Source organism: Catellatospora sichuanensis (assembly GCF_007483665.1).
In the GTDB taxonomy this organism is placed as follows: Bacteria; Actinomycetota; Actinomycetes; order Mycobacteriales; family Micromonosporaceae; genus Catellatospora; species Catellatospora sichuanensis.
Genome location: NZ_VIQO01000012.1, coordinates 132,278 through 153,022, shown reverse-complemented (window position 1 = coordinate 153,022; position 20,745 = coordinate 132,278). Strand labels below are relative to the sequence as shown.

The following is a 20,745-nucleotide window of genomic DNA, read 5'->3' as shown; positions in this document are numbered from 1 at the left end:
GACCGCCGTGCGTCGGTCGCTTTGATCGACCGCACCTGCTGCCAGACCTGGTCCGGACAGCACGCCCGCAACGCGGGCAGGATCTCGGGGTGGGTGATGGCTGGCGCCGCGACTCCTGGCTGAGCAATCGCCGGATACGGCGCCGGGCATGGATCCTTCAATCAGCCGTGCCACAGCGGGCGGAATTCCGCCCGGCGCGCTTCTAATCGCGCCTGCGCCCCGTCAGTCCGCCGACGATCGCGAGAGTGATGCCGGCGAGGATGAGCCCGTAGAACAGGAGCTGCAGGATTCCGCCGCCGATGTTGGGGCCGCCCCAGGTCGTGGGGAATTCACGACTTGCCCAGAAATTGACGAGCGCGCCGACCAGGCCGACAACTGCTGCGATCGCGCCGAGTCTGATCAGCCGCATCGTAGGTCTCCTTCCAGACGATCCGGCCCGAACCGCCGCATGGTCGGCAGGCTATCGCGTGGACGCTCGCGATGAGGGACTGCGACGGCAAGAATGGTTCAGTGCGAACGGCATTCGGGGCATGCGACGGTTCGTGCACCCGATCGGGTCGCCCGTCTGTTGCGTCCGGCACCCGACGGCAAGGATGTTGGTCATGGGCGTTCGCATCGATACTCGACATAGGCGCCATCGAGCGCGGATCCGGGCCCGCACCAATCGACGGAAGGAACGGCCGACGTGACCGACAGCATGGCGGACGCGAGTCGCGCGACGAAGGCTGCCGTCGACAAGGCTTTCACCACATACGACATCCAGGCATGTCTCTACGACGTCCGCCGGGTCCGTTACCTTCAGGCGGCCATCGCGCAGACCGTCAGTCCGGGTGATGTCGCGGTGGACGCAGGCAGCGGCACCGGCCTGCTGGGGTTGTTCGCCGCGAAAGCGGGCGCCGAACGGGTCTACTGCCTGGAGTTCAATGCGGACCACATCTCGCTCATCGAGGAGAACGCCCGGCGTAACGGGCTGTCGGACCGGATCATCGCGGTGCACGCGGACGCCACGAGCTACGAGCTGCCCGAGCAGGTCGACGTCGTCATCAGCGAGGTGATCAGCGCCGGGTATTTCTACGAGCCGCAGCTGCAGATCACCAACAACCTGCGCCGTCATCTCAAACCGGGCGGCGCCATGATTCCCCTGGCCATGCAGAACTTCGTCGAGCTCATCTGCGCCCAGGAGGACCTCTACGGCCTGAAGCTGAACTTCGACACCAGGTTCACCGAGCTCGACGGGGACCGCTCGCTGACCGACAGCCAGATGTACCTCGGCAACCGGTTCGAGGACTGGACCGATCCTGTGATCAGCGGACGAGTCCGGCTGACGGCGACGACGAGCGGCCGGGCGAACGCCGTCAAGATCGCATACCGGATCGACTTCGCCCAGGGGATCTCCGGAGACAAACCGACCGACTTCCTGCTCAACCCGCAGATCGTCTTTCTGGAGCAGCCGATCGACGTGCGGGCCGGCCGCGAGTTCGACATCTGCCTGGACTATGTCGCCAGCAACAGCCCGTTGGAGGCGCGCATCACCGTCGCCGCGGCCGGTGCCTGAGCGACGTCCGGCCTAACAACTGACGCTCGGATCGGCGCCGACGTAGTTCAACGGGCCGGCCAGGGCCGTGGCCGCGATGGTCGTGACGCGGTCGCAGTCGGCAGGCGTCCCGGTGAAGTAGTCGCGCTGCGCCGCCGCCACCACGCCGACGATCAGCCACAACACGAGCCCCACCGTGATGATCCGGCGCATTCCGACCTCCCACGACCAGGTTATTCGATCAGTCGTGCGCGGCGGTCTCGGCTGACGAACTACGGCCCCATTTGTTCATTGCGGCGCGCTGCCACCTGATCGGGATCAGGGCGGTTCGGCTACGTGTCGGCCAAGCCGGTGCCGGGCGAAGGGATGCACTCCCTCGCCCGGCACCGATCCGCGTGCCATGCCCGCCGGCAGCAGCGGCGGGCCGCCGATCTGCTACTCGGCCCGCAGGGCCGTGGCCACCCGGGTACGTGCCGCCCATCCGGCGGGCAGCAGCGCGCCGAGCACCGCCAGGGCGATGCCCGCGCCGCCGAGCAGCAGCAGCTCATCGAGCTGATAGACGTCCATCGCGGACTGCGGCAGCGCGGTGCTCGCCGCCTCGCCCATGATCGGGATGACGGCGTGGTGCAGCGCGATGCCCAGCGGCACCGCGATCACCCCGGCGACCAGCCCCAGCCCCACCATCGACGTGACGACCATGATGCGGGTCTGCCGCGGCGTCATGCCCAGTGACTTGAGCACACCGATCTCGTGGATGCGCTCGCGGGTGGTGAGCACCACCGTGTTGAGCACGCCGAGCGCGGCGACGACCCCGAGCAGCAGCGTCAACGTGGCGATCAGCCCTTGAATGACCAGGATCGTCTCACCGTCCTCGCTGACGGTGCGGTCCTCGATGTACACCCCGGAACTCTGCTCCGGGAACTTGGCCTGCAACGCCTGCGCGTACGCGCCCGGGTCGGTCCCCGGCGTCAGCGCGATCTCGACCCGGGCCATCATCGGCTCGGTCACCAGCGAGGCGTCGCCGATCACCGTGTACCGGTCGCTGCCGTCGATGACCTCCCCGGCGATGGTCACCACGCGGCCGCCCGGCATGGTGAGCCGGTCGCCGACCGTGTACCCGGTCTGCCGCAGGAAGTACGACGAGACCACGACCTCGTCCGCGCCGGAGTACCAGCGCCCGGACGCGAGGCGGTACCCGTTCCAGCTCGCGTCGCCGGTGTAGCCGTTGAGGCTGACCTCCTGCCCGATGCCCGCGACCCGGATCTCGCCCTCGCGCAGCAGCGTCGAGTGCGCGGTGCCCGGCATCGCGGCCGCCGCCGCGGCGACGTCGGCGGGGTCGGGCGGGTCGATCGGGCCGCCGCCGGGCCGGGCCATCACCGGGCCGAACGCTCCCTTGATCATGACCTGCGCTTCCACGGTCACGGCGTCGGTGCGGGTGAACGCGGTGTTCACCTCGGTCATCGACGCGGACAGGCCGCTGGAGAAGACCAGAGTGACGGCCCCGAGCAGCAGCGCGACCAGTGTCGCCACGGCCCGCGACGGCCGCGCCAGCGGCATGCCGAGGCCGAGCGCGATCGGGCGGGGCAGCGGTGAGGCGGTCAGCGCCCGGCGGGCACGGAAGCCCCGGCCGGTACGCGGCGCGCGCCCGACGCTGATCGCCTGGTTGGCAGGCAGCCGCCCGGCCCGTGTCGCCGGGCCGATGGCGGCTAACGCGACCAGCAGCGGCGCGGCGAGCAGCACCAGCCCGACCACCCACAGCGGGACGCCTGCACCGTCGCCGGGCAGGCCGTACGCGTCGTCGGTCTCGGTGAGCAGCGGCACGGCGAGCCCTGCGCCGAGTGCCACCCCGAGCAGCGCGCCGACCACCGCCGGGGCCAGCACCTGCGCGAGATACACGGCGACGACCTGCCCGGGGGTGAAGCCGAGGGTCTTGAGGATGCCGATGGTCCGGAATCCGGAGACGACCGCGCCGTTGACGACGTTGACCGTGATCAGCACGGACAGCACGATGCCGAGCACCGCGAACGCGACGACGAACGGCGCGATCGCGGAGATGGACCGGTTGAGCGCCTGGCGGACCGTCAGGTACGTCGTCACGCCGGTGACCGCGCCTTCGGGCAGTGTCGCGGTGACCGTGGCCAGGGCGGCCCGCAGCGCGGTGTCGTCGACGCCGGGGGAGGCGAAGCGGTAGAGCATCTGCCGCGCGGTGTCCTCGCCGTCGAGCACGTCGCGCTGCGTGGGCCACACCCAGGCGTCGGCGGTGCCGGTGACCGACGCGGCGACACCCACTATGCGCAGCTTCACCCCGTTGATCGTCACCTCGCTGCCCACGGTGGTACGCGGTCCGGACGTGCGCCGGGTGAGCACGATCTGCCCCGGCCCGCTCAGCCATGTCCCGGTGCTCAGGGTCAGCCGGTCCACGGGCCCGTTCTGCTCGCTGCGGCCGGCGATCACCGATTTCATGCCGCGTGGCCCGAAGATGCCTTCGATGGGTGCGGTGACCTGGTCGAACGGGCCCGCGGCGGCGGCGATGCCGGTGGCCTTGCCGGTGGCGGCGACCTGGTCGGCGGGGGTGTCGGCCCGGATGACGGCGGTGGCGTGGGAGCCCTGCGTGTCGGCGAACGCGTCGTCGAACGGTCCGTGGGAGGCGACGAGCAGCCCGACGCCGAGCACGGCTGTGGCCGCTGACAGCAGCACGACCACGCCGACGATCAGGGTCTGCAGCCTGCGCCGCGCGACCGCGGACCGGGCCGCGGCGCGGACCGCGCTGCCGCCCCGTCCGCGTCGCGGCACGTCGGGCCGCGTGGCCGGGGCGTCGCGGCGAGGGCCCGGTTCGTCCGGCCCGGTCGCCACGTCTTGCTGGGCGTCGTCGGTCAGCTCGGTGCTCACGCGGGCACCGCCTCGGTGGCGTGGCCGTCGCGCATGGTGATCAGCCGGCGTCCGGCGGCCGTGGCCAGCTGCGGATCATGGGTGACCAGCAGCAGGGTCAGCCCGTCGGCGGACAGTTCGTGCAACAGGTCGCGTACGCCCGCGGCGGCCTCCTGGTCGACGGCGCCGGTGGGTTCGTCGGCCAGCAGCAGTTGCGGCCGGTTCATCAGCGCGCGGGCGATGGCGACGCGCTGGCGCTGGCCGCCGGACAGCCGGGCCGGATACTCGTCGGACTTGCCCGCGATGCCGAGCCGTTCGAGCAGCTCGTCGGCGCGCGAGCGGGCCTGGGCGGGGCGCGCCCCGGCCAGCCGGGCCGGCAGCAGCACGTTGTCGCGCACGGTCATCTCGTCGAGCAGGTGGAAGAACTGGAAGATGATGCCGACGTGGGCACTGCGGAAGCGGGCCAGCGCGGTCTCGGACAGCTTGTCGACGCGCACCCCGGCGACCTCGACGCTGCCGCCGGTGGGCCGGTCGAGCCCGGCGATGACGTTGAGCAGGGTCGACTTGCCGCTGCCGGACGGGCCCATCACCGCCACGGCCTCCCCGGCGTGCACGGTCAGGTCGACGCCTGCCAATGCGGGCGGCCCTGCCGCCTCGTACGCTTTCGCCACGTCGCGCAGGCGGATCAGTTCGGTCATTGTCTATGGCCCCTTCCGGGTCGGACTTCGGACCTGGTGACCGTAGGAAGCGGCGGCGCGGCGGCGCGTCCGGCGCGGGGGCGAACCTGGCCCGGTGGCGTCCGCCACGATGATGAGGCGCGTAGTCATCGCGGCGGACGCAGTACCCGGCCGACCTGGGCACAATGGGCGGCGTGCCGATAGACCTGCGCCGCCTGCCCGACCGCCTCGGAGTGCCCCGCACCGACTTCGCCCTCGCGGCGGTGCTCGTGGTGGCCGGGATCGTCTGGGCGGCGACGAGTGGGGGACTGCGGGGTGACGCGGCAGCACCGGTGCAGCTGGACCTGCCCGGCATGGGTGTGCGGCCGCCGTATCCGCAGATCCCCGAGATGCCGCCGATCCCGGACGTGCCAGGGGTGGGCCGCGTGCCGATGCCGCCGCCGGACTTCCGCCCGCACGAGGAGGGCGACGGGACGTCGGTCGGCATGCTGGCCGTCAACATGATCGCCGGGGCGATGGTGGCGGTGCGCCGCAAGTGGCCGATGACCGCGCTCGCCGTCGCGTCCGGGGCCGTGTTCGTGATCCAGGACGGCCTGCTCTGGCCGGGCTTCCTGGCGATCCTCATCTGCGCGTACTCGGCGGTCGCCTACGGCCGCTCGGTGCGCTGGGCGGCGGTGCTGCTGGTCGTCGCGGCGGTGGTCTCGGCGACGCTGTTCGCCCAGTCGATCCCCCAGATGCCGGGGTGGGCGAGCCCGTTCGCGGTGCTGGTGCCCGCGGGCCTGTTCGCCGCCGCGCTGCGCAACGCCCGCGACCGGGCCGACGCGGCCGCTCGCCGCGCCGCCGCCCTCGAGCAGGAACAGGCGGCGACGGCCCGCGCCGCCATCGCCGAGGAGCGGGCCCGGATCGCCCGCGAGCTGCACGACGTGGTCAGCCACCACGTCAGCGTCATGGTGGTGCAGGCCGGGGCCGCCGGAAAGGTCATCGACAAGCGCCCCGACCTGGCGGCGGGCGCGCTGAGCGCGATCGAGGACAGCGGCCGGGCCGCGATGGCCGAGCTGCGCCACCTGCTGGGCCTGATGGCGCCGGTCGACGACCGCCTGCACCCGCAGCCCGGCCTGCGTGAACTCGACACCCTCGTCGACGCGGTACGCGCCGCGGGCCAGCCGGTGACGTTGCGCCGCGACACTGCGGACGTGCCCGAGGGGGTGGACCTGACGGCGTACCGGGTGGTGCAGGAGGGGTTGACCAACGCGCTACGGCACGCGCCGGGTGCGCGCACCGCGGTCGACATCCGCCGTGACGGGCAAGACCTGCTCGTCGAGGTGAGCAACGAGGTCCCCACGGCGGAGCCGGGCGGGCCGGGAGCCGGGCGCGGTCTGCTCGGCCTGCGCGAGCGGCTTCGGCTGCACGACGGCACCCTGCACGCCGGTGCCGCGCCGGGCGGCGGGTTCCGGCTGACCGCACGCATCCCGGCGGCATCATGAGCGAGCAGCAGGTGCGCGTCGTCGTCGCCGACGACCAGGCGCTGGTCCGCAGCGGGTTCACGATGATCCTCGCCGCGTCGGGCATCGACGTGGTCGGGGAGGCCGCCGACGGCGAGGCCGCGCTCGCGGCGGTGCGGCGGCTGCGCCCGGACGTGGTGCTGATGGACATCCGCATGCCGGGCATGGACGGACTGGAGGCGACCCGCCGACTGCTGGCGACCGGGGCGACGACCACCGCCGGTGAACCCACCCGCGTGATCATCCTGACGACGTTCGACCTCGACGAGTACGTCTACGCGGCGCTGCGCGCCGGGGCCAGCGGCTTCCTGCTCAAGGACGTGACACCGGACCACCTGGTGCACGCGGTGCGCCTGGTCCGCGACGGCGACGCACTGCTGGCGCCGTCGATCACCCGCCGGCTGGTCGACCGGTTCAGCTCGACCTCCGGCGTACGCGAGGACTACGGCGCGCTGCCGACGCTGACCGCCCGCGAGCGGGAGGTGCTGGTGCTGCTGGCGCGCGGGCTGTCCAACGCGGAGCTGGCCGCGCAGCTGCAGCTCGGCGAGGCGACCGTGAAGACGCATGTGGCCCGGATCCTGGCCAAACTGCAGCTGCGCGACCGGGTCCAGGCAGTGATCTTCGCGTATGAGAGCGGCCTGGTCAGCCCAGGTTCCTGACCTGCGTGGCCGCTACGTGCCCGCTCCTTCGGCAGGTCGCGCGCCGGCTGAGGCGAGGGTGCGCGGGTGTCCGCGCGCCCGGTCTTTCCGCGACACTGTGCCGATGGAGAACAGGGCTGTCGACGAGTTCACTGTCGAGGTCGACCGGGACGCCGTGATACGGGCCAGGATCACGACACTGCGGGCGATGACGATCTCGGCATGGGTGAGCCTGGCAGGTGCGGGCATGATCGCCGGCCTGGCCGCCGTACTGGTCGCCATCGCAGGCCCGATCGGCCTGGTCAACGTGCTGCCCGCCGTGCTGTTCGGCGTGTCCGGGGCCCGGACCCTGCGCAATGTCCGCGAGCTGCGCGCCTTGTGGGCCGGCCAGGGCGTCGCACCGGTGGCGATGCGCCTGTCGGAGGCCGGATTGCGGCTGAGCATCGACGCGGCACCCGACTCGATCTTCCTGCCGTGGGCCGCCGTGCAGGGTCTGCGCCTGGTGAGCCGGCTCGGCCGGCAGGTCCTGGTGGTCGATCTCGCGCCGGGTGTCGGGCCCGGCTCGCCCGGGGTGACCGGCCTGGAGCACCCGGACGTCCAGCGCGTGCTGACCAACAAGGTGCTGGGCGTCAAAGGGCTGCGGACGGCGGTGCGGGTGCTGCGTCAACCGGTCTCCGCGATCGACCAGGCCCTGGCGGGCTACACCGCCGGCCGGGTCCGCGTCCGCTGACCGGCCGACGGCCGGCGGGTACGGCGCAGCGTTCCTCGCGCAGCTCGGCGCCTCTGATGCGGGGGCGCACACGTTGCCGCGAAAGCATAGGGTGTCGCCGTGATCGAGACTGCGGTGGCGGGCGCGAACGCGGTGACGCGGCGATGGGTGGCCACGATCGAATCCGAGGCCTCGGCAGCCGTGTCCGGGGCGGGGGTGTGGCCGCTGCTGGCCTACCTGGCCCCGGCCGCCGACGGCGACGGCCGCGACGAACTGACGGCGGCGATCGGGCTGCCCGCCGACGAGGCGGTCGCAGGCGCGGCCGCACTGGTCGCACTGCTGCAGTCGGCGCCCGGGTTGCGTGCCGCGCTCGGCACCTGGGTCCGCCCCTGGCTTGAGCTGCGTACACAGTGGCGCGACAGCCTGCCGCCCGGCACCGTGGGCGTGCTCGGCGAACAGGAGGCGCTGGACGCCTGGGTGCGCGAGCAGACCGACGGCCTGCTCGACCGGCTGCCGCTGACCGTCGACCCCGACACGCTGCTGATACTGGCTTCGGCGCTGGTCGCCCGGACCCGGTGGAAGGACCCGTTCGACGACGGCAGGCTCGTCCCCACGGCAGGACCGTGGCTCGGGCAGCACCTGGCCGGCCTGCACCGGACCACCGCCGACCGCGACCTGCTCGCCGTGTACGAGACCCCGGCCGGTCCGGTCACCGTGCTGACCGTCGAAGGCACCGACGGCATCGACGTCGACCTGGCCATCGGCCTGCCCGACACCCCGGCCGCCGCGGTGCTCGCCGCCGGTATCGACGCCCCGTCAGCCGTGCCGGGCAGGCTTGGTTCGCAGTTCGCCGAGGGCGACACCGCGCCGGGCGTCACCGTCGGCACCGGCTGGGCCTACGACGACACCTCCCGACTGCGGGCGAGCGTGCCCCGGTTCACGGTGACGTCGTCGCACGACCTGCTCGCCCACGCCGACGTGTTCGGTCTGCGTACCGTGTCGGACCTCAGCCGTCAGCGGCTGCCCGGCGTGAGCGACTTCCCGCTGGGCGTCGGCGCGGCGGCGCAGGACCTGACCGCATCGTTCACCGCGGACGGGTTCGAAGCGGCGGTGGTGACCGCGTTCGGCATGCGCGCCGGTGGCGCCATGCCCGCAAGAAACCCACTTGAGGTGCGTTTGCTGCTCGACCGGCCGTTCGGGTTCGTGGCCCGGCACCGCCCGTCGGGCCTGGTGCTCGTCGCGGGCTGGGTCGCCCAGGGCGAGCCGTCGGCCGGGCCGGGTTTCGGCGCCGCCGGGTGACCGCCGCCGAGCACGTGCCCACGCACAGAGCCGCACCCTGACCTGGTGTGACGCCGCCCGGTCGCGCGCCGACACCGCGATAATGGGAGGGTGCGACGGGCGGCAGCCTTGAAGATCGGCATCGGCTCGGTGCTGATGGCGGCCTCCTGGCTGCAGGTGGTGGTGCCCGCGTGGGTGTTCGCACCACCTCAGCAGCGGATGTTCGGGCTCGCATTCGTGCCGGTCCTCGCCCTGGGTCTCGGCTCGGCGCTGTTCGCGGTCGGCGCCATCGTCGCCGGTGAAGGGATCTGCAGCGCCCTCGGCAGCACATCCCTGTGGGACATCGTCGTGCGCGACCCCTTCATGCTGCTGCGGCTGCTCGCATGCGGGGTCGCCGCCGGGCTCGTGCTGGAGATCGTCGCGCAGTGGCTGGGCCGGCTCTGGTACTACCCGTGGTGGACGACCTGGTTCTACGTGCTGGTGCTCGTTCCCGGTTTCGCCCTCTACTGGCTGTTCATCGTGGAGAGCTACCTCGCGGCCAAAGCCGTTCTCGACGCCGCCGTACGCCGCCGGCCGGTCCTTCGGTCCGTGCGGCTCTGGCCGGCCGGAGTGGCCGTTCTCGCCGTCTTCGCCGCGCTGTCCATCCGGTGGTACGCGCAGCGCGACTTCACGTTCGACGTCACGGGTCCGACGCCGGCCGCCCCGCCGTTCGGCTACGCCGTCCTTGCCTTCACCGGCGTCGCCCTTCTCGACGGGGGGCTCGTGACCGCCGTGTCACGCCGCTACTGGGTGCCCTTCGCCGCCATCGTGCTCGCGGCAGCGGTCATCTCGGTGGCGTTCGAGGTTCCCAACACGGTGCACTGGCAGTGGGCGTACGACCATTTCCCCGGCCCGGTACTGCCGGGCGGCCTGCCGCTGACGGTGTTCCTGGCATGGCCGCTGCAGTACGCGGTCTTCCTGGCCGTGCCGAGCGCGATCCTGCCCAGCCTGGCCGCCCTGTTCTGGCAGCCGCCCGCCCATGCGTCAGCCTCGCCTGTGCAGGCGTGAAAGATGGTCGGACCCGGTGTCGATCAAGGGCGCGGGCCGGCGATGGCGCAGGTGTCAGGAGAGCTCGGCGACGTCGAGACCGAGGGTTTTCAGCAGGCCGGCGTTGGCCCCGACGTCGATGACATCGGGAAGCTGCCGGTCCACGAAATCGGCTCGGCCATCCTGGCCCCTGCTGCGGAGGGCCGCCAGGACCTTCGCCTTGTCGATCTTCGTGGGTCCTGCGTCGGTCTGCTGAGCGAATTTTTCGGACACGGGGGCTCCTTCACAAGCGCGACGAGCGGTTCGACCAGCACGGTCTGCAAGTGAGTGCCAGAAACGCCATGGGCGTGAAATGGATCAAGTGATCAGGAAGAACTGTACCTTCATGCGACGAAGCCCGGAAATTCGTGCCGCGGGGGAGTGACGCAGTCCTTGCGCTCAGAAGATGGAGTGATCATCTTCGGCGAGCGTCGTCGGCTGCTCGATCCGAGCGATCCGCTAGATCAACCCCGCCCGCATTCGAACCCGAAAGGGCATCGGCGGGAACGGATCATGAGCTGCCGGTGGTCCGCAGGCTGCGGACCACCGGCAGCGCCTTTCGTCGCTAGATCCTGCCGGTTCCCACGCCGTTGCCGTTCCAGATGAACAGGCTGGTCATCCACGAAACGTGGTCGTAGAAGGCCGCGATGTCGATGTTGCCGTCGCCGTCGAAGTCGCCGGTCAGGGGTGTCATCGCGGGCTGGGTGAGCTGGCCTTCGGGGGTTTGCCACAGTTTGACGTGGTCGTAGCCGCCGTTGCTGTTGCGGGTCCAGGTCCACAGCCCGGTGCTGGAGTTGTCGTAGTCGAAGAACGCCGCGAGGTCGGTCTTGCCGTCTCCGTTGAAGTCGCCGGCGGTGTACTTGGCCTGGCTCGAATTCCAGCCGTCGGGCGTGTACCAAGGCTCCGTCTGCGGACCGAACGTGCCATCGCCGTTGCCGTTCCAGATGAACAGGCTGGTCATCCACGAAACGTGGCCGTAGAAGGCCGCGATGTCGATGTTGCCGTCGCCGTCGAAGTCGCCGGTCAGGGGTGTCATCGCGGGCTGGGTGAGCTGGCCTTCGGGGGTTTGCCACAGTTTGACGTGGTCGTAGCCGCCGTTGCTGTTGCGGGTCCAGGTCCACAGCCCGGTGCTGGAGTTGTCGTAGTCGAAGAACGCCGCGAGGTCGGTCTTGCCGTCCCCGTTGAAGTCGCCGGCGCTGTACTTGGCCTGGCTCGAATTCCAGCCGTCCGGTGTGTACCAAGGCTCGGCTTGATCGTCGAAGCCCGTCCAGGTCTGTTCGGCCGTCCAAGCGGCGATGTCGTCGACGCGGGTGTCGGTGACGGCGGTGGTGCCTGCCGTGGTGTCGAAGCAGTCGGCCTGCCCGGAGTGGGTGCGGATGGCGACGACGTCGCCGTTGGCGTTGAGGACAGGGCTGCCCGCTGCGCCCTTGCACACCGGGCCACCGGAGAACGTTCCGACGAGCGTCGTGGCGGTGACGGCGGTGACGGTGGTGGCCGCGGTCTGCTGGGTGTCGGTGGTCCAGGTGGTGGCGGTCCGGCTGTAGCCGGTGCCGGGCAGGACCGCGCCGATGGCCGGGGTGGTGTGGGACAGGTGCAGGGCGGCGACGTCGGTGACCGGGGTCGCGAGCTTGGCCAGGACGGCGTCGCGGTCGGTTCTGGGCAGGAGGTGTGTGATCGCGATCGGGGTCTTGCCGGGTAGGACGAGGTGGGTGTCACCGGCCGGTGGGCCGTCGACCAGGGTGCCCTGGGCGGAGTTCGGGGTGAGGCAGGTGGCGGCGGTCAGGGCCCATTCGCGGCCGATGAGCGTCGCGGTGCAGCTGTGGTCTGCGGTGACGAGTTTGCCGATGGCCGGCTGGGTGCCGGCGACGGGTGCGGGGCCGTCACCGGCGCGCAGCTGCAGCAGGATGGTCGGTTCGTTGTCGGGGTCGGCGCCGAGGCCGACCTGGGTGCTGCCGTCGGGGTCGACGTCGACGGTGATCTGGTCGCCGGTGTCGGTGGTGAGTTCGGCGGTGACCTCGTGTCCGGTGCCGGTGCTCTGGCCGTCGCCGCGGATCTCGTACACGCCGGGGACTTCGAGGTTGAGCCAGCCGGCGGCGGCGTTGACCTTGAAACAGACCCGGCCGATGCCGTCGGCGCCGATGGTCTCGTCGGTGGTGTACACCTTCAGCACGCCGAAGCCGCCGGACGGCGGCGTGGCGCAGTCGGCGATGATGATGTGCCCGTCGCCTGCGAGCAGTCGTACGTTCTGCGTGGCGAGGATCGCCGCCGCGCCCGGGTAGGCGCCGTCCTCGACCAGCGAGGCGGCGGGTGGATCGGCGTGGGCGGGACCTGTCACGGCCAGCACGCCGAGAGATGCCGTCAGGATGGCGCTGGAAAAAAGCGCACAGCGGTGCCTTGTTCTCATGTATTGCCCCCGTGTATCTGCCGCAGGCCTGATCGCTGCGGGCGCGGGCAAGATACCGCCCGACACACATGAGCGTCAATGGCTCAGGCGGACATCGGCCACAATGGACATTGCACTTCACGCCTCATGAGCTTCGGACATCGTCACCTCCGCGGTCGGTCTCCGTGGCGGCGTACGGGCTTCGGTGACCAGCTATTCTGCGGCGTAACCCAGCCGCTCCGCCAGGTCGCCATACCGCGCCCGGAAGGCTCTGCGGTGCCGCTCGGTGAAGTGGTTGCGCCAGTCCCCGGGGACGCCGTTGCGGTAGTGGTTCATCTCATCCACCTCACCGGGCCTGCGGTCCGAGTCGGACAGCCGGGTGAACGTGTAGTGGCCGACCGCGAGCGGCACGTACGAGCGGGGCAGCCGGTCCAGGCTGAACGCGGGCAGCGCACGGCGCAGCCTGGCACCGCCGGGCTCGGCCCGCAGCACGCCCAGGCGCCATCGCACCGCGGCCTTACGAACCCACTCGCCGACCGCCCGGGGCGGCACCAGCAGCCCATAGTGCTCGAAGATCTGCGTCCACACGGCCACCTGGTCGCTGATCTGGTTCTCCATCTGCAGCTCCAGCACCTCCGGCTGGTGGTAGTCCCAGGTGCTCATGTGGTCGAGGAAGTAGCCGCTGAAGTCGATCTCCTCCAGCAGGCCGTCCGGGACGTCCAGCTCCAGCAGGCGTTTGCGGTGGTCGATGAGCTCGTGCCAGGTCACCCCGAGCGCGTGCACGCCGTGGGTGTTGCGATGGCTGAAGTATCCGGAGACCACGATGTCGCGTGGGTCGCGGATGACGTTGACGGTGCGCCGCGGTGGCAGCGTCTCGTAGTGCCGCTGCTCGATGTTGGTCAGCGACAGGAGGTCGACCCGTTCCTGCCGGACGAGTTCGGCCAGCGAGCCGTAGGGCGCCCACTGCTCCGGTGCGATGACGGTGACCATATTCAGGCCGAGCAGGGCGGCGGCCTCTCGGAGGATGGCGCGCGACCAGCTGGACGCCGCCTTGTGGCGGCCGGAGTAGACGAGCAGCACGCGACCTCCAGAGCCGTTCCCTGATAGGCACCAGCGACGCCGTCGACAGCGGGGCATCGAGAGTGATCGAAGACAGACATCTTGCAACATTCCTAACTGATAGACAAGCGGCCCCTGGGCCGCTTCTTGGCCGAGACGACGACGACCGCCGCTTCGCAGGTGCTGCTTATGAGCTGCCGTTTGACCTGCTGCCGGCCTTAGGGCTTCCCGATGCCGACGAACCCCACCCGCATGCGTTCGACCTCGACGAACCGCCGTATTGCGCCGTGATCGGATTCCCACGGCATCGCCAGGCACGCACGGAACAAGATCTTTGAACGCGCACGCGACGGACTCATCGAGCCGGAACAGCCCTGGGAAGCTACCGCGGTCGATCTCGAGCCAAGCTCTGGGCGGCGCTGCACCGCCCCGATACGGACACGGCAGCACTGCGGGAACGCCTCGAACAACTCTGTGCCACCTACCAAACTGCCCGCCGGGTGTCCGCGTTCGCCGGCAGCGACCTGGACCTGCTGCTGCGCGCCCAGTGGATCGAGCACCTCATGCTGACCGGGATCGCCACCAGCGGCGTCGTACTGTCGACACTGCGGCAGGCCGCAGACCTGGACTACCGCCTCACCGTCCTGGCCGACGGCTGCCACGACAGCGATCCCGAGGTGCATGCCGTGCTCACCACCAAGGTTCTTCCCGGCCCAGGCCGAAGTCTCCACGATCGTGCTCTGGGCCGGATCGCTCGCGTCGGGTGACGCCCTGTCATGGATCGGTGACTGGTGAGGGCCGACTGCCCACACCCCGCTTGCCGTAGGAGAGGACACCGATTTCAATAGATCGCGGTCGTCGCGCTGCGGACGAGGACCACCGCGCCCGCGGGCAATCGCGTGACGACATTGTGTGATCCGTTCACGGAGTTGACCAGCACGATCTCCGCTCTGTCGACACGCCAGTTCAGGGCGACCTGGCCGCCGGCCAGGTCGGCCTTCACCGCCCACATCGACGTGAACTTCGTCTTCTTCCGGTCGGTGCTCGGCGGAGGGACATCATGACGGCTGATGAGATGTCCGGAGGTCAGCTCATACCGGAGCAGGCCCGTCTGAATGGCGTGCCACACCGGGGCAACCCCGGTTTCGACGTTCTGTCCCAGGTCAGGCGCCCAGTGAGTCTGGTGTGCCCACAGTGGGAAGCTGACCTCGCAGCCGCAGGGTGCCAGCAGGAACTGCGCTGAGGCAACCTCCCAGTCCTTCGGCATGCCGGTCCGATCGATCTCGATGCGGCGCTTCTCCCGCAGGGTCGCCGCGTCGACGATGCGAAGCCGAACCACAGGCGGGTCTCCCTCGGGGCCGGCCAGGATCACATCGCCGGTGTTCAGCACTTGCGCGACGGCCTCCCGGGTGGGGGACGGCGTGTCGTCGTGCGGGATCGTCACCGGTGCCGACGAACCGTCCAGCGCCACCCGGACGTAGGTTCGTGGTGCGTCTTCATGCCGGACCACGAGAACGTACCGGCTGTCGGGCGACCATCCGGCGGCGCTGAGTTCACGGCCCGCGCCGGGTACCTCGACATCCAGCGCCGTGCTGCCCTGCAGGTCCCGAATCCGATACTGCTCACCCGCGTCCCAGCCGAGGTAGCGGCCATCCGGCGACAGGGTGTACTTGCTTGTGGCGTGCAGGCGATCCGCCAGCGGCGGCATCAGATACTGGTGTCCGTCCGGTATCACCAGATACTCGGGACACCGGTCAGGGTGAGGGCAGGGGCTGTAGAGGAACGCCGCTGCGCCGACGGGTCGATCGGCCGGAAGCAACTCTGCCGACTCGGGCGGTACGACCTTCGGCGGGTAGACCGGATGGGTCCGGGCGGGTGCAGCCGGTGGCGACGACTCGATCCGGTCCCAGGTCCACGGACCCGCCAGCAGGAAAGCCACGACCATGGCAGCAGCGCCGGTCGCCCGGAGTGCACGTCGACGGCGGGCGACGCCGATCGCCTGCCGGGCATCGGCATAGTTGAGCGCGTGGGCCGCAGCCTCGTCCAGCAGTGTGCCGAATCCGTCCTTCACTTGAGTGCTCCTTCCGCGAGCATCGCGGGAGCCACCGCGCGGAGTCGGTTCATGGCATCGTGCAGTTGCGACTTGACCGTGCCGACGGAACAGCCCAGCTCTTCGGCGATCTGCGGCTCGGTGAGGTCCTCGAAGTAACGCAGCACCACCGCGGCACGCTGCCGAGGAGCGAGCGTGGCCAGCGCGTGGAGGACAGCCAACCGCCTGACCACCGATTCGGCCTGATCCGGCCCCTGTTCGCGACCCAGCGCCTCATCGACAGCCGGAACCTCGATGACCTTGCGGCGGCGCCACCACGACGTCCGCTCATTGATCATGGCGCGGCGGACGTACCCCTCCGGGTTGCCGCCCTTGCTGACCCGCGGCCAGTGCACCGCCGTCTTCGCAAGCGCCTGTTGCAGCAGGTCTTCCGCAAGATGGTGCGAACCGGTCAGCAGGAACGCGGTTCGCGACAGCGCCGCACCCCGCGCCTGCACGAACTCGTCGAACCCCGCATAGCGGTCCATCGGCACCTCCTTCACGCAACACAACGTCACCCGGTGCCGAACGGTTGGGTGGATCCGCGGGCATTCTGCGGGCCAGCATGACGGCAGGCACCACCGCGCGTCAGGGCCGGGGGCGACCGCGACGGCTGCGCCGACGACGCATTGTGGTTTGCTCGTCGCCGTGACGACGCAGAGAAGTGAGTTCTCCGCCGTGCCGGGAGAAGTGTTGCTGGCCGAGGCGCGTGACGTGATGTCGGCCGACCCCGTCGACGCCGCAGTGCTCGAGAACCTGTGCGGCGAGATCGATCGCCGGATCATGCGTGGCGACATGATGATCGGCATCCTGCCCGTCGAGGCGTCCGGCGTGATGGTGCAGGGATACGCGGCAGCCGCCCTGGCCGGGCGCGCTGGCGCCTGGGTACGGCTGGGTCGGTATTACCTGAACGCCGAGCTGCGCACGGAGCCCGTTGCCTGGCCGTCAGCGGTTCCGTTTCCCGATTCCGGCGACGAGCCCGTCGGCGCCGCCCTGCGGTGCTTCGCCGAGGCGGCCGCATGCGGCGACCGGACGGGCGCGCTGATGTTCGCCAGTGCGTGCCGCCATGGCTCGAAGGAGGCGCAGCGGTTCGCGTTGTCGCTGCTCGACCCGCTGCGCGTCGACGACTCCGGCGGCGTGGCCACCTACCGGTATGCGCTCGTGCAGTACGCGCTGGGCGACGCGGCCGCCGCCGCCGCCACCCAGGAACGGGCTGCTGCGGCCGGCAACGCCGACGCGATGTTCGAGCTGTACGTCCTGCATGCCACCGGCGAGGGCGTGCCACGCAGCGCCGAGACGGCGCATGACTGGCTGGTACGTGCCGCGGACCGGGGGCAGCCGAGGGCGTTGTACAACGTCGCGGCCGGTCTCGCCACCGGCCAGGGATTCGCGAAGGACGAGGCGGCCGCGGCCGCCTACTACGAGCGCGCCGCGAACGCAGGCAACGTGCAGGCCGCCGCCACTCTCGGCGTCATGCTCCTGACGGGACAGGGCGTCGGGCCTGATCCGCTGGCCGCGGCGCGTTGGCTCGACCGGGCGGAGGCCGGCGGATCCGACGTGGACGACTGGCTCGATCGACTCGGCCTGCAACGCCCTGCGTAGGTCAGAAGGTCCGAATCGCGATCTCGGCCGGTGCGGCAAGGCCGGTGACGATCTCGTCGTCGAGTTTGACCAGGGTCAGGGAGGCGCCGGCCATGTCGAGGGAGGTGCAGTATTCCCCGACGTAGTTGCGCCGCACGTGGATGCCGCGGGCCTCGAGCTGCTCGTGGGCGCGGCCGTAGAGCAGATACAGCTCGCCTATCGGGGTACCGCCCAGTCCGTTGATCATCAGGGCGACGTCGTCGCCTCGCTCGTAGGGCAGGTCCGTCACCACCGCTTCCAGCAGCTCGTCGATGATGGTGTCGGCAGCGGCGAGCTTCTCCCGGCGACGCCCGGGCTCGCCGTGGATCCCGACGCCGATCTCCATCTCGTCGTCGCCGAGTTCGAACAGCGGCGAACCTTTCGCCGGCGGCGTGCATGAGGTGAGGGCCATGCCCATGGTGCGCGTGACGGAGTTGACCTTGTTGCCGAGCCGCACGAGTTCGTCGATGTCGGCACCGGCCTCGGCGGCCGCGCCGACCACCTTGATCACGAAGAAGTTCCCGGCGACGCCGCGTCGGCCGATCGTGAACGTGGAGTCCGCGACCGCGACGTCGTCATCGACGAGCACCGTCCGGATCTGCACGCCTTCGGCCTCGGCCATCTCCTTTCCCATGTCGAAGGCCATCCGGTCACCGGTGTAGTTGTTGATCAGATGCAGCACGCCCTTCGGCGTGGCGAGCAGTTTGCTGGTCTCCAGCACGTAGTCCATGGGCGGGGCGGCGAACACGTCGCCGGGGCAGGCGGCGTCGAGCATGCCCTTGCCGACGATCATCACGTGGGCCGGTTCGTGGCCGGAGCCGGAGCCCTGGATGACCGATACCTTGTCGTCGCGAGGGGCGTCGGCCCGCATGATCAGGTTGTATTCGGGCACGTAGCGCAACGTGTCCGGGTTGGCCAGGGCCACGCCCTTGAGCATCTCGGCGACGAACTGGCGGGGATCGTTGACGAACTTCTTCATGACGGGCCTTCCTTCAGGATGCGGCGGGCCAGGCGTCGGCGACGGCTTCGAAGATGACGGCCACGGCGACCGCCCCGGGATCGACGCTGCCGATGCTGCGCTCGCCGGTGTAGCTGGCCCGGCCGCGGCGGGCCTCGAGCTTGGCGGTGTCGTCCGCGGCGGCCCGGGCCACGGCTGCGGCGGCGCGGACCGTGGTCGGTCCGTCGCTGCCGAGGCCAACCTGGCGGGCGATCTCGTCGGTGGCCGGCACCAGCGCGTCGAGCAGGGTCTTGTCGCCGAGGCTGGCGCTGCCGCGGGCCTGGATGCCCTCTGTCGCCGCACGCAGCATCGCGACGACGGTCTGCCCGTCGAAATCGGTCTTGCCGGTGGCGGCGGTGGCCGCACGCAGGAACGCGGTGCCCCACAGCGGTCCGGAGGTTCCGCCGATCCGGCTGGTGATGACGACCGCGACCTTGCGCAGGAACGTTGCGGCGTCGGTGCGGTCGAAGGTGTCCCAGTCGGCGAGGACGATCTCGAAGCCGCGGGCCAGGGAGTAGCCGAAGTCGCCGTCGCCGACGACGGCGTCGAGGTCACCGAAGTACTTCTCGTTCGCGACGGCGGTCTGCGCGATCGTGCGCACCACGAACTCGACCTGCGGCAGCGGGTTGTCGGTCATCGCGTGTCCCTTCCGACGAGAACGGCCGCGAGGTCGGCCAGCGTGACATACGTGCCGGGCGAGGCCGGGCTGTCGTTGGCCAGGACCGTGACCGGGCCGGTGTCCGGTTCGCCGAGCGAGTCGACGACGAACGCGGCGCCGGTGAAGTCCTCGTCGGCCGTGTAGTCGTTGACCGTGACGACACAGGCGATTCCGGCCGCGGCGGCCGCGGCCAGGCCGTTGTGGGAGTCCTCGATGACCACGGCCTGGTGCGGTGCCAGCCCGAGCCGGTCGAGTGTGAGCAGGTAGATGTCGGGCGCGGGTTTCTTGCGCGGCACGACGTCGCCGGCGAGCACGGTGAAGTCGCGGGCCCGGTCCGGGCCGACGGCGTGTTCGAGCACCGCCCGCACGGACGGTTCGGCCGATGTCGAGGCGACGGCCAGCAGCCAGCCGGCGGCGTGGGCCTGCTCGGCGATCCGGGCGATGCCGGGGCGGGCCGGTAGGTCGCCGGCGGCGACCATGGCGGTGTAGATCTCGGTCTTGCGCCGGTGCCAGGCGGCGACGGCCTCGGCCTGTCCGGCCGGGTCGTGCGGCAGCCCGGCGGCGGCGACGAACTCCGGTGTCAGCAGGCTCGCCATGCGTTCCTTGCCGCCGCCGATGGCGAGTTTGCGGCCGTACTCCTGTTCGTCCCACCGCACCGGCAGCCCGAACTCGGCGAACGTCTGGTTGAACGCGGGCAGGTGCCCGTAGCGTTCGGTGTCAGCCAGGACACCGTCGCAGTCGAAGATCAGGGCGGTCACCATGCCCGCCCCGTGCTGCCGAAGCGGTCGGCGTAGCCGGCGGCCATCGCGGTGACGTCCGCCGCGACGTGCTTGAACAGCGAAGGCGGGTCCCACTTGCCCTTCGTCTCCGTGTCGCGCAGGAACGCCAGGTTCGATGTCATGTAGGTGATCTTCAGTGCGGTGGACACGTTGACCTTCGCGCAGCCCCGGGCGATCAGGTCGCTGAACTGCGCGTCGGTCAGGCCGGTGCCGCCATGCAGCGCGATCGGCACGCCGGTCGCCGCGACGATGTCGCTGACCCGCTGGCCGTCGAGGTGCGGCTCGGCCGAGTAGACGCCGTGCGCGTTGCCGATCGACGGCGCGAACACGTCCACGCCGGACGTTTCGACGAAGTGCACCGAGACGTCCAGCGTCTGGCGGTGTGACGCCTCGTCGCTGCCGATGCCGTCCTCGACACCGGTGATCGCCTCGATCTCGCCCTCGACGTGTGCGCCGTGGGCGCGGGCTTCGGCGACCACCTCGACGGTCTGCCGCAGGTTCTCCTCGACCGGCAGGGTGGAGGCGTCGAACAGCACCGAGTTCCAGCCCTTGGCCAGGCACTCGGTGATCACCGCACGGTCGGGGCAGTGGTCGAGGTGGAGGCTGACCGGCACCTCGATGCCGGCCGTCATCGCCCGCCACATCGCGATGAGCACGTCGGACCGGATCGAGAGCACCGTCTTCACCGAGGTCTGGACGATGACAGGTGATCGGCGCTCGACTGCGGCGGCCAGCACGCTTTCCATCGTCAGGTCGTTGACGATGTTGATGGCGGGAACGCCGTACCGCTCGCGCATTGCCCGGTCGACGATCTCCTTGAGCGGCACGACACCCATATGGCGAAGGGTAGAACCCGAACGGATCCCGGACCGTTGAGACGCGAAACCCC

21 protein-coding genes are annotated in these 20,745 nt (G+C 70.5%); 8 read left to right on the top strand and 13 right to left on the bottom strand.

Annotation, left to right across the window (positions count from 1 at the left end; translation table 11 throughout):
• Nucleotides 1-202 precede the first annotated feature (202 nt).
• Entirely contained in the window at nucleotides 203-409 is a 207-nt protein-coding gene (locus FLL47_RS23995; RefSeq protein ID WP_144122817.1) for a hypothetical protein, read from the bottom strand.
• A gap of 276 nt (nucleotides 410-685) precedes the next feature.
• Between FLL47_RS23995 and FLL47_RS23990 the strand changes: the two genes are divergently transcribed.
• Complete coding sequence (locus FLL47_RS23990; protein WP_144122816.1) at nucleotides 686-1,555, top strand: methyltransferase domain-containing protein; 870 nt, start codon at nucleotides 686-688, stop codon at nucleotides 1,553-1,555.
• A gap of 12 nt (nucleotides 1,556-1,567) precedes the next feature.
• Here the strand turns inward: FLL47_RS23990 and FLL47_RS23985 are convergent, their stop codons facing one another.
• From FLL47_RS23985 to FLL47_RS23975, 3 genes are all read right to left on the bottom strand, one after another.
• Nucleotides 1,568-1,747, bottom strand: a complete 180-nt coding sequence (locus tag FLL47_RS23985; RefSeq protein WP_144122815.1) for a hypothetical protein — start codon at nucleotides 1,745-1,747, stop codon at nucleotides 1,568-1,570.
• 222 nt (nucleotides 1,748-1,969) lie between these two features.
• Nucleotides 1,970-4,423, bottom strand: a complete 2,454-nt coding sequence (locus FLL47_RS23980) for an FtsX-like permease family protein (RefSeq protein WP_144122814.1) — start codon at nucleotides 4,421-4,423, stop codon at nucleotides 1,970-1,972.
• Nucleotides 4,420-5,100 carry an ABC transporter ATP-binding protein gene (locus FLL47_RS23975; RefSeq protein WP_144122813.1) on the bottom strand — a complete coding sequence of 227 codons (681 nt, stop codon included), beginning with the start codon at nucleotides 5,098-5,100 and terminating at the stop codon, nucleotides 4,420-4,422. Before FLL47_RS23975 ends, FLL47_RS23980 begins: the two co-directional genes overlap by 4 nt.
• Before the next feature lie 173 nt (nucleotides 5,101-5,273).
• On the opposite strand from FLL47_RS23975, the gene FLL47_RS23970 reads away from it, so the two are divergent.
• The 5 genes from FLL47_RS23970 (at nucleotide 5,274) to FLL47_RS23950 (ending at nucleotide 10,253) form a co-directional block, all read left to right on the top strand.
• Complete coding sequence (locus FLL47_RS23970; RefSeq protein WP_144122812.1) at nucleotides 5,274-6,563, top strand: sensor histidine kinase; 1,290 nt, start codon at nucleotides 5,274-5,276, stop codon at nucleotides 6,561-6,563.
• Nucleotides 6,560-7,240 carry a response regulator gene (locus tag FLL47_RS23965; protein WP_144122811.1) on the top strand — a complete coding sequence of 227 codons (681 nt, stop codon included), beginning with the start codon at nucleotides 6,560-6,562 and terminating at the stop codon, nucleotides 7,238-7,240. Before FLL47_RS23970 ends, FLL47_RS23965 begins: the two co-directional genes overlap by 4 nt.
• A 103-nt stretch (nucleotides 7,241-7,343) precedes the next feature.
• On the top strand, nucleotides 7,344-7,949 hold the full coding sequence (locus tag FLL47_RS23960) for a hypothetical protein (RefSeq protein ID WP_144122810.1): 606 nt from the start codon (nucleotides 7,344-7,346) through the stop codon (nucleotides 7,947-7,949).
• Nucleotides 7,950-8,048: 99 nt separating this feature from the next.
• Nucleotides 8,049-9,227 carry a serpin family protein gene (locus tag FLL47_RS23955; RefSeq protein WP_144122809.1) on the top strand — a complete coding sequence of 393 codons (1,179 nt, stop codon included), beginning with the start codon at nucleotides 8,049-8,051 and terminating at the stop codon, nucleotides 9,225-9,227.
• Between the two features lie 90 nt (nucleotides 9,228-9,317).
• Nucleotides 9,318-10,253, top strand: a complete 936-nt coding sequence (locus FLL47_RS23950; RefSeq protein WP_144122808.1) for a hypothetical protein — start codon at nucleotides 9,318-9,320, stop codon at nucleotides 10,251-10,253.
• A 54-nt stretch (nucleotides 10,254-10,307) separates the two neighbouring features.
• Here the strand turns inward: FLL47_RS23950 and FLL47_RS23945 are convergent, their stop codons facing one another.
• The 3 genes from FLL47_RS23945 to FLL47_RS23935 form a co-directional block, all read right to left on the bottom strand.
• Nucleotides 10,308-10,505: a hypothetical protein gene (locus FLL47_RS23945; protein WP_144122807.1), complete on the bottom strand. Its 198-nt coding sequence runs from the start codon at nucleotides 10,503-10,505 to the stop codon at nucleotides 10,308-10,310.
• 331 nt (nucleotides 10,506-10,836) lie between these two features.
• Nucleotides 10,837-12,606: an FG-GAP-like repeat-containing protein gene (locus tag FLL47_RS23940; protein ID WP_186315878.1), complete on the bottom strand. Its 1,770-nt coding sequence runs from the start codon at nucleotides 12,604-12,606 to the stop codon at nucleotides 10,837-10,839.
• Between the two features lie 261 nt (nucleotides 12,607-12,867).
• Complete coding sequence (locus FLL47_RS23935) at nucleotides 12,868-13,734, bottom strand: sulfotransferase domain-containing protein (RefSeq protein ID WP_186315877.1); 867 nt, start codon at nucleotides 13,732-13,734, stop codon at nucleotides 12,868-12,870.
• A 353-nt stretch (nucleotides 13,735-14,087) separates the two neighbouring features.
• Here FLL47_RS23935 and FLL47_RS23930 point away from each other — a divergent pair, with 353 nt between their 5' ends.
• Nucleotides 14,088-14,480, top strand: a complete 393-nt coding sequence (locus tag FLL47_RS23930) for a cysteine hydrolase family protein (RefSeq protein ID WP_222106193.1) — start codon at nucleotides 14,088-14,090, stop codon at nucleotides 14,478-14,480.
• A gap of 74 nt (nucleotides 14,481-14,554) precedes the next feature.
• Here the strand turns inward: FLL47_RS23930 and FLL47_RS23925 are convergent, their stop codons facing one another.
• Together FLL47_RS23925 and FLL47_RS23920 are read right to left on the bottom strand one after the other, a co-directional pair.
• Nucleotides 14,555-15,784: a TolB-like translocation protein gene (locus FLL47_RS23925; protein ID WP_144122804.1), complete on the bottom strand. Its 1,230-nt coding sequence runs from the start codon at nucleotides 15,782-15,784 to the stop codon at nucleotides 14,555-14,557.
• Nucleotides 15,781-16,290, bottom strand: coding sequence for a SigE family RNA polymerase sigma factor (locus FLL47_RS23920; RefSeq protein WP_144122803.1), 510 nt, complete (start codon nucleotides 16,288-16,290; stop codon nucleotides 15,781-15,783). The genes FLL47_RS23925 and FLL47_RS23920 overlap by 4 nt, the downstream gene beginning before the upstream one ends.
• A gap of 148 nt (nucleotides 16,291-16,438) precedes the next feature.
• On the opposite strand from FLL47_RS23920, the gene FLL47_RS23915 reads away from it, so the two are divergent.
• Nucleotides 16,439-17,404 (top strand): tetratricopeptide repeat protein, encoded by a 966-nt coding sequence (locus FLL47_RS23915; protein WP_144122802.1) that lies wholly within the window; start codon nucleotides 16,439-16,441, stop codon nucleotides 17,402-17,404.
• Nucleotide 17,405: 1 nt separating this feature from the next.
• Here FLL47_RS23915 and dhaK read toward each other — a convergent pair whose 3' ends face one another.
• The 4 genes from dhaK to FLL47_RS23895 are packed head-to-tail and all read right to left on the bottom strand — an operon-like array spanning nucleotide 17,406 to nucleotide 20,692.
• Complete coding sequence (gene dhaK / locus FLL47_RS23910) at nucleotides 17,406-18,401, bottom strand: dihydroxyacetone kinase subunit DhaK (RefSeq protein WP_144122801.1); 996 nt, start codon at nucleotides 18,399-18,401, stop codon at nucleotides 17,406-17,408.
• Between the two features lie 13 nt (nucleotides 18,402-18,414).
• Nucleotides 18,415-19,056 carry a dihydroxyacetone kinase subunit DhaL gene (gene dhaL / locus FLL47_RS23905; RefSeq protein ID WP_144122800.1) on the bottom strand — a complete coding sequence of 214 codons (642 nt, stop codon included), beginning with the start codon at nucleotides 19,054-19,056 and terminating at the stop codon, nucleotides 18,415-18,417.
• The gene (locus tag FLL47_RS23900) at nucleotides 19,053-19,838 is read right to left on the bottom strand and encodes an HAD-IA family hydrolase (RefSeq protein ID WP_222106169.1); all 786 of its coding nucleotides are present in this window, start codon (nucleotides 19,836-19,838) and stop codon (nucleotides 19,053-19,055) included. The genes dhaL and FLL47_RS23900 overlap by 4 nt, the downstream gene beginning before the upstream one ends.
• A complete protein-coding gene (locus FLL47_RS23895) occupies nucleotides 19,832-20,692 on the bottom strand; it encodes a class II fructose-bisphosphate aldolase (protein WP_144122799.1) in 861 nt (286 codons plus the stop codon). Before FLL47_RS23895 ends, FLL47_RS23900 begins: the two co-directional genes overlap by 7 nt.
• Nucleotides 20,693-20,745: the final 53 nt, after the last annotated feature.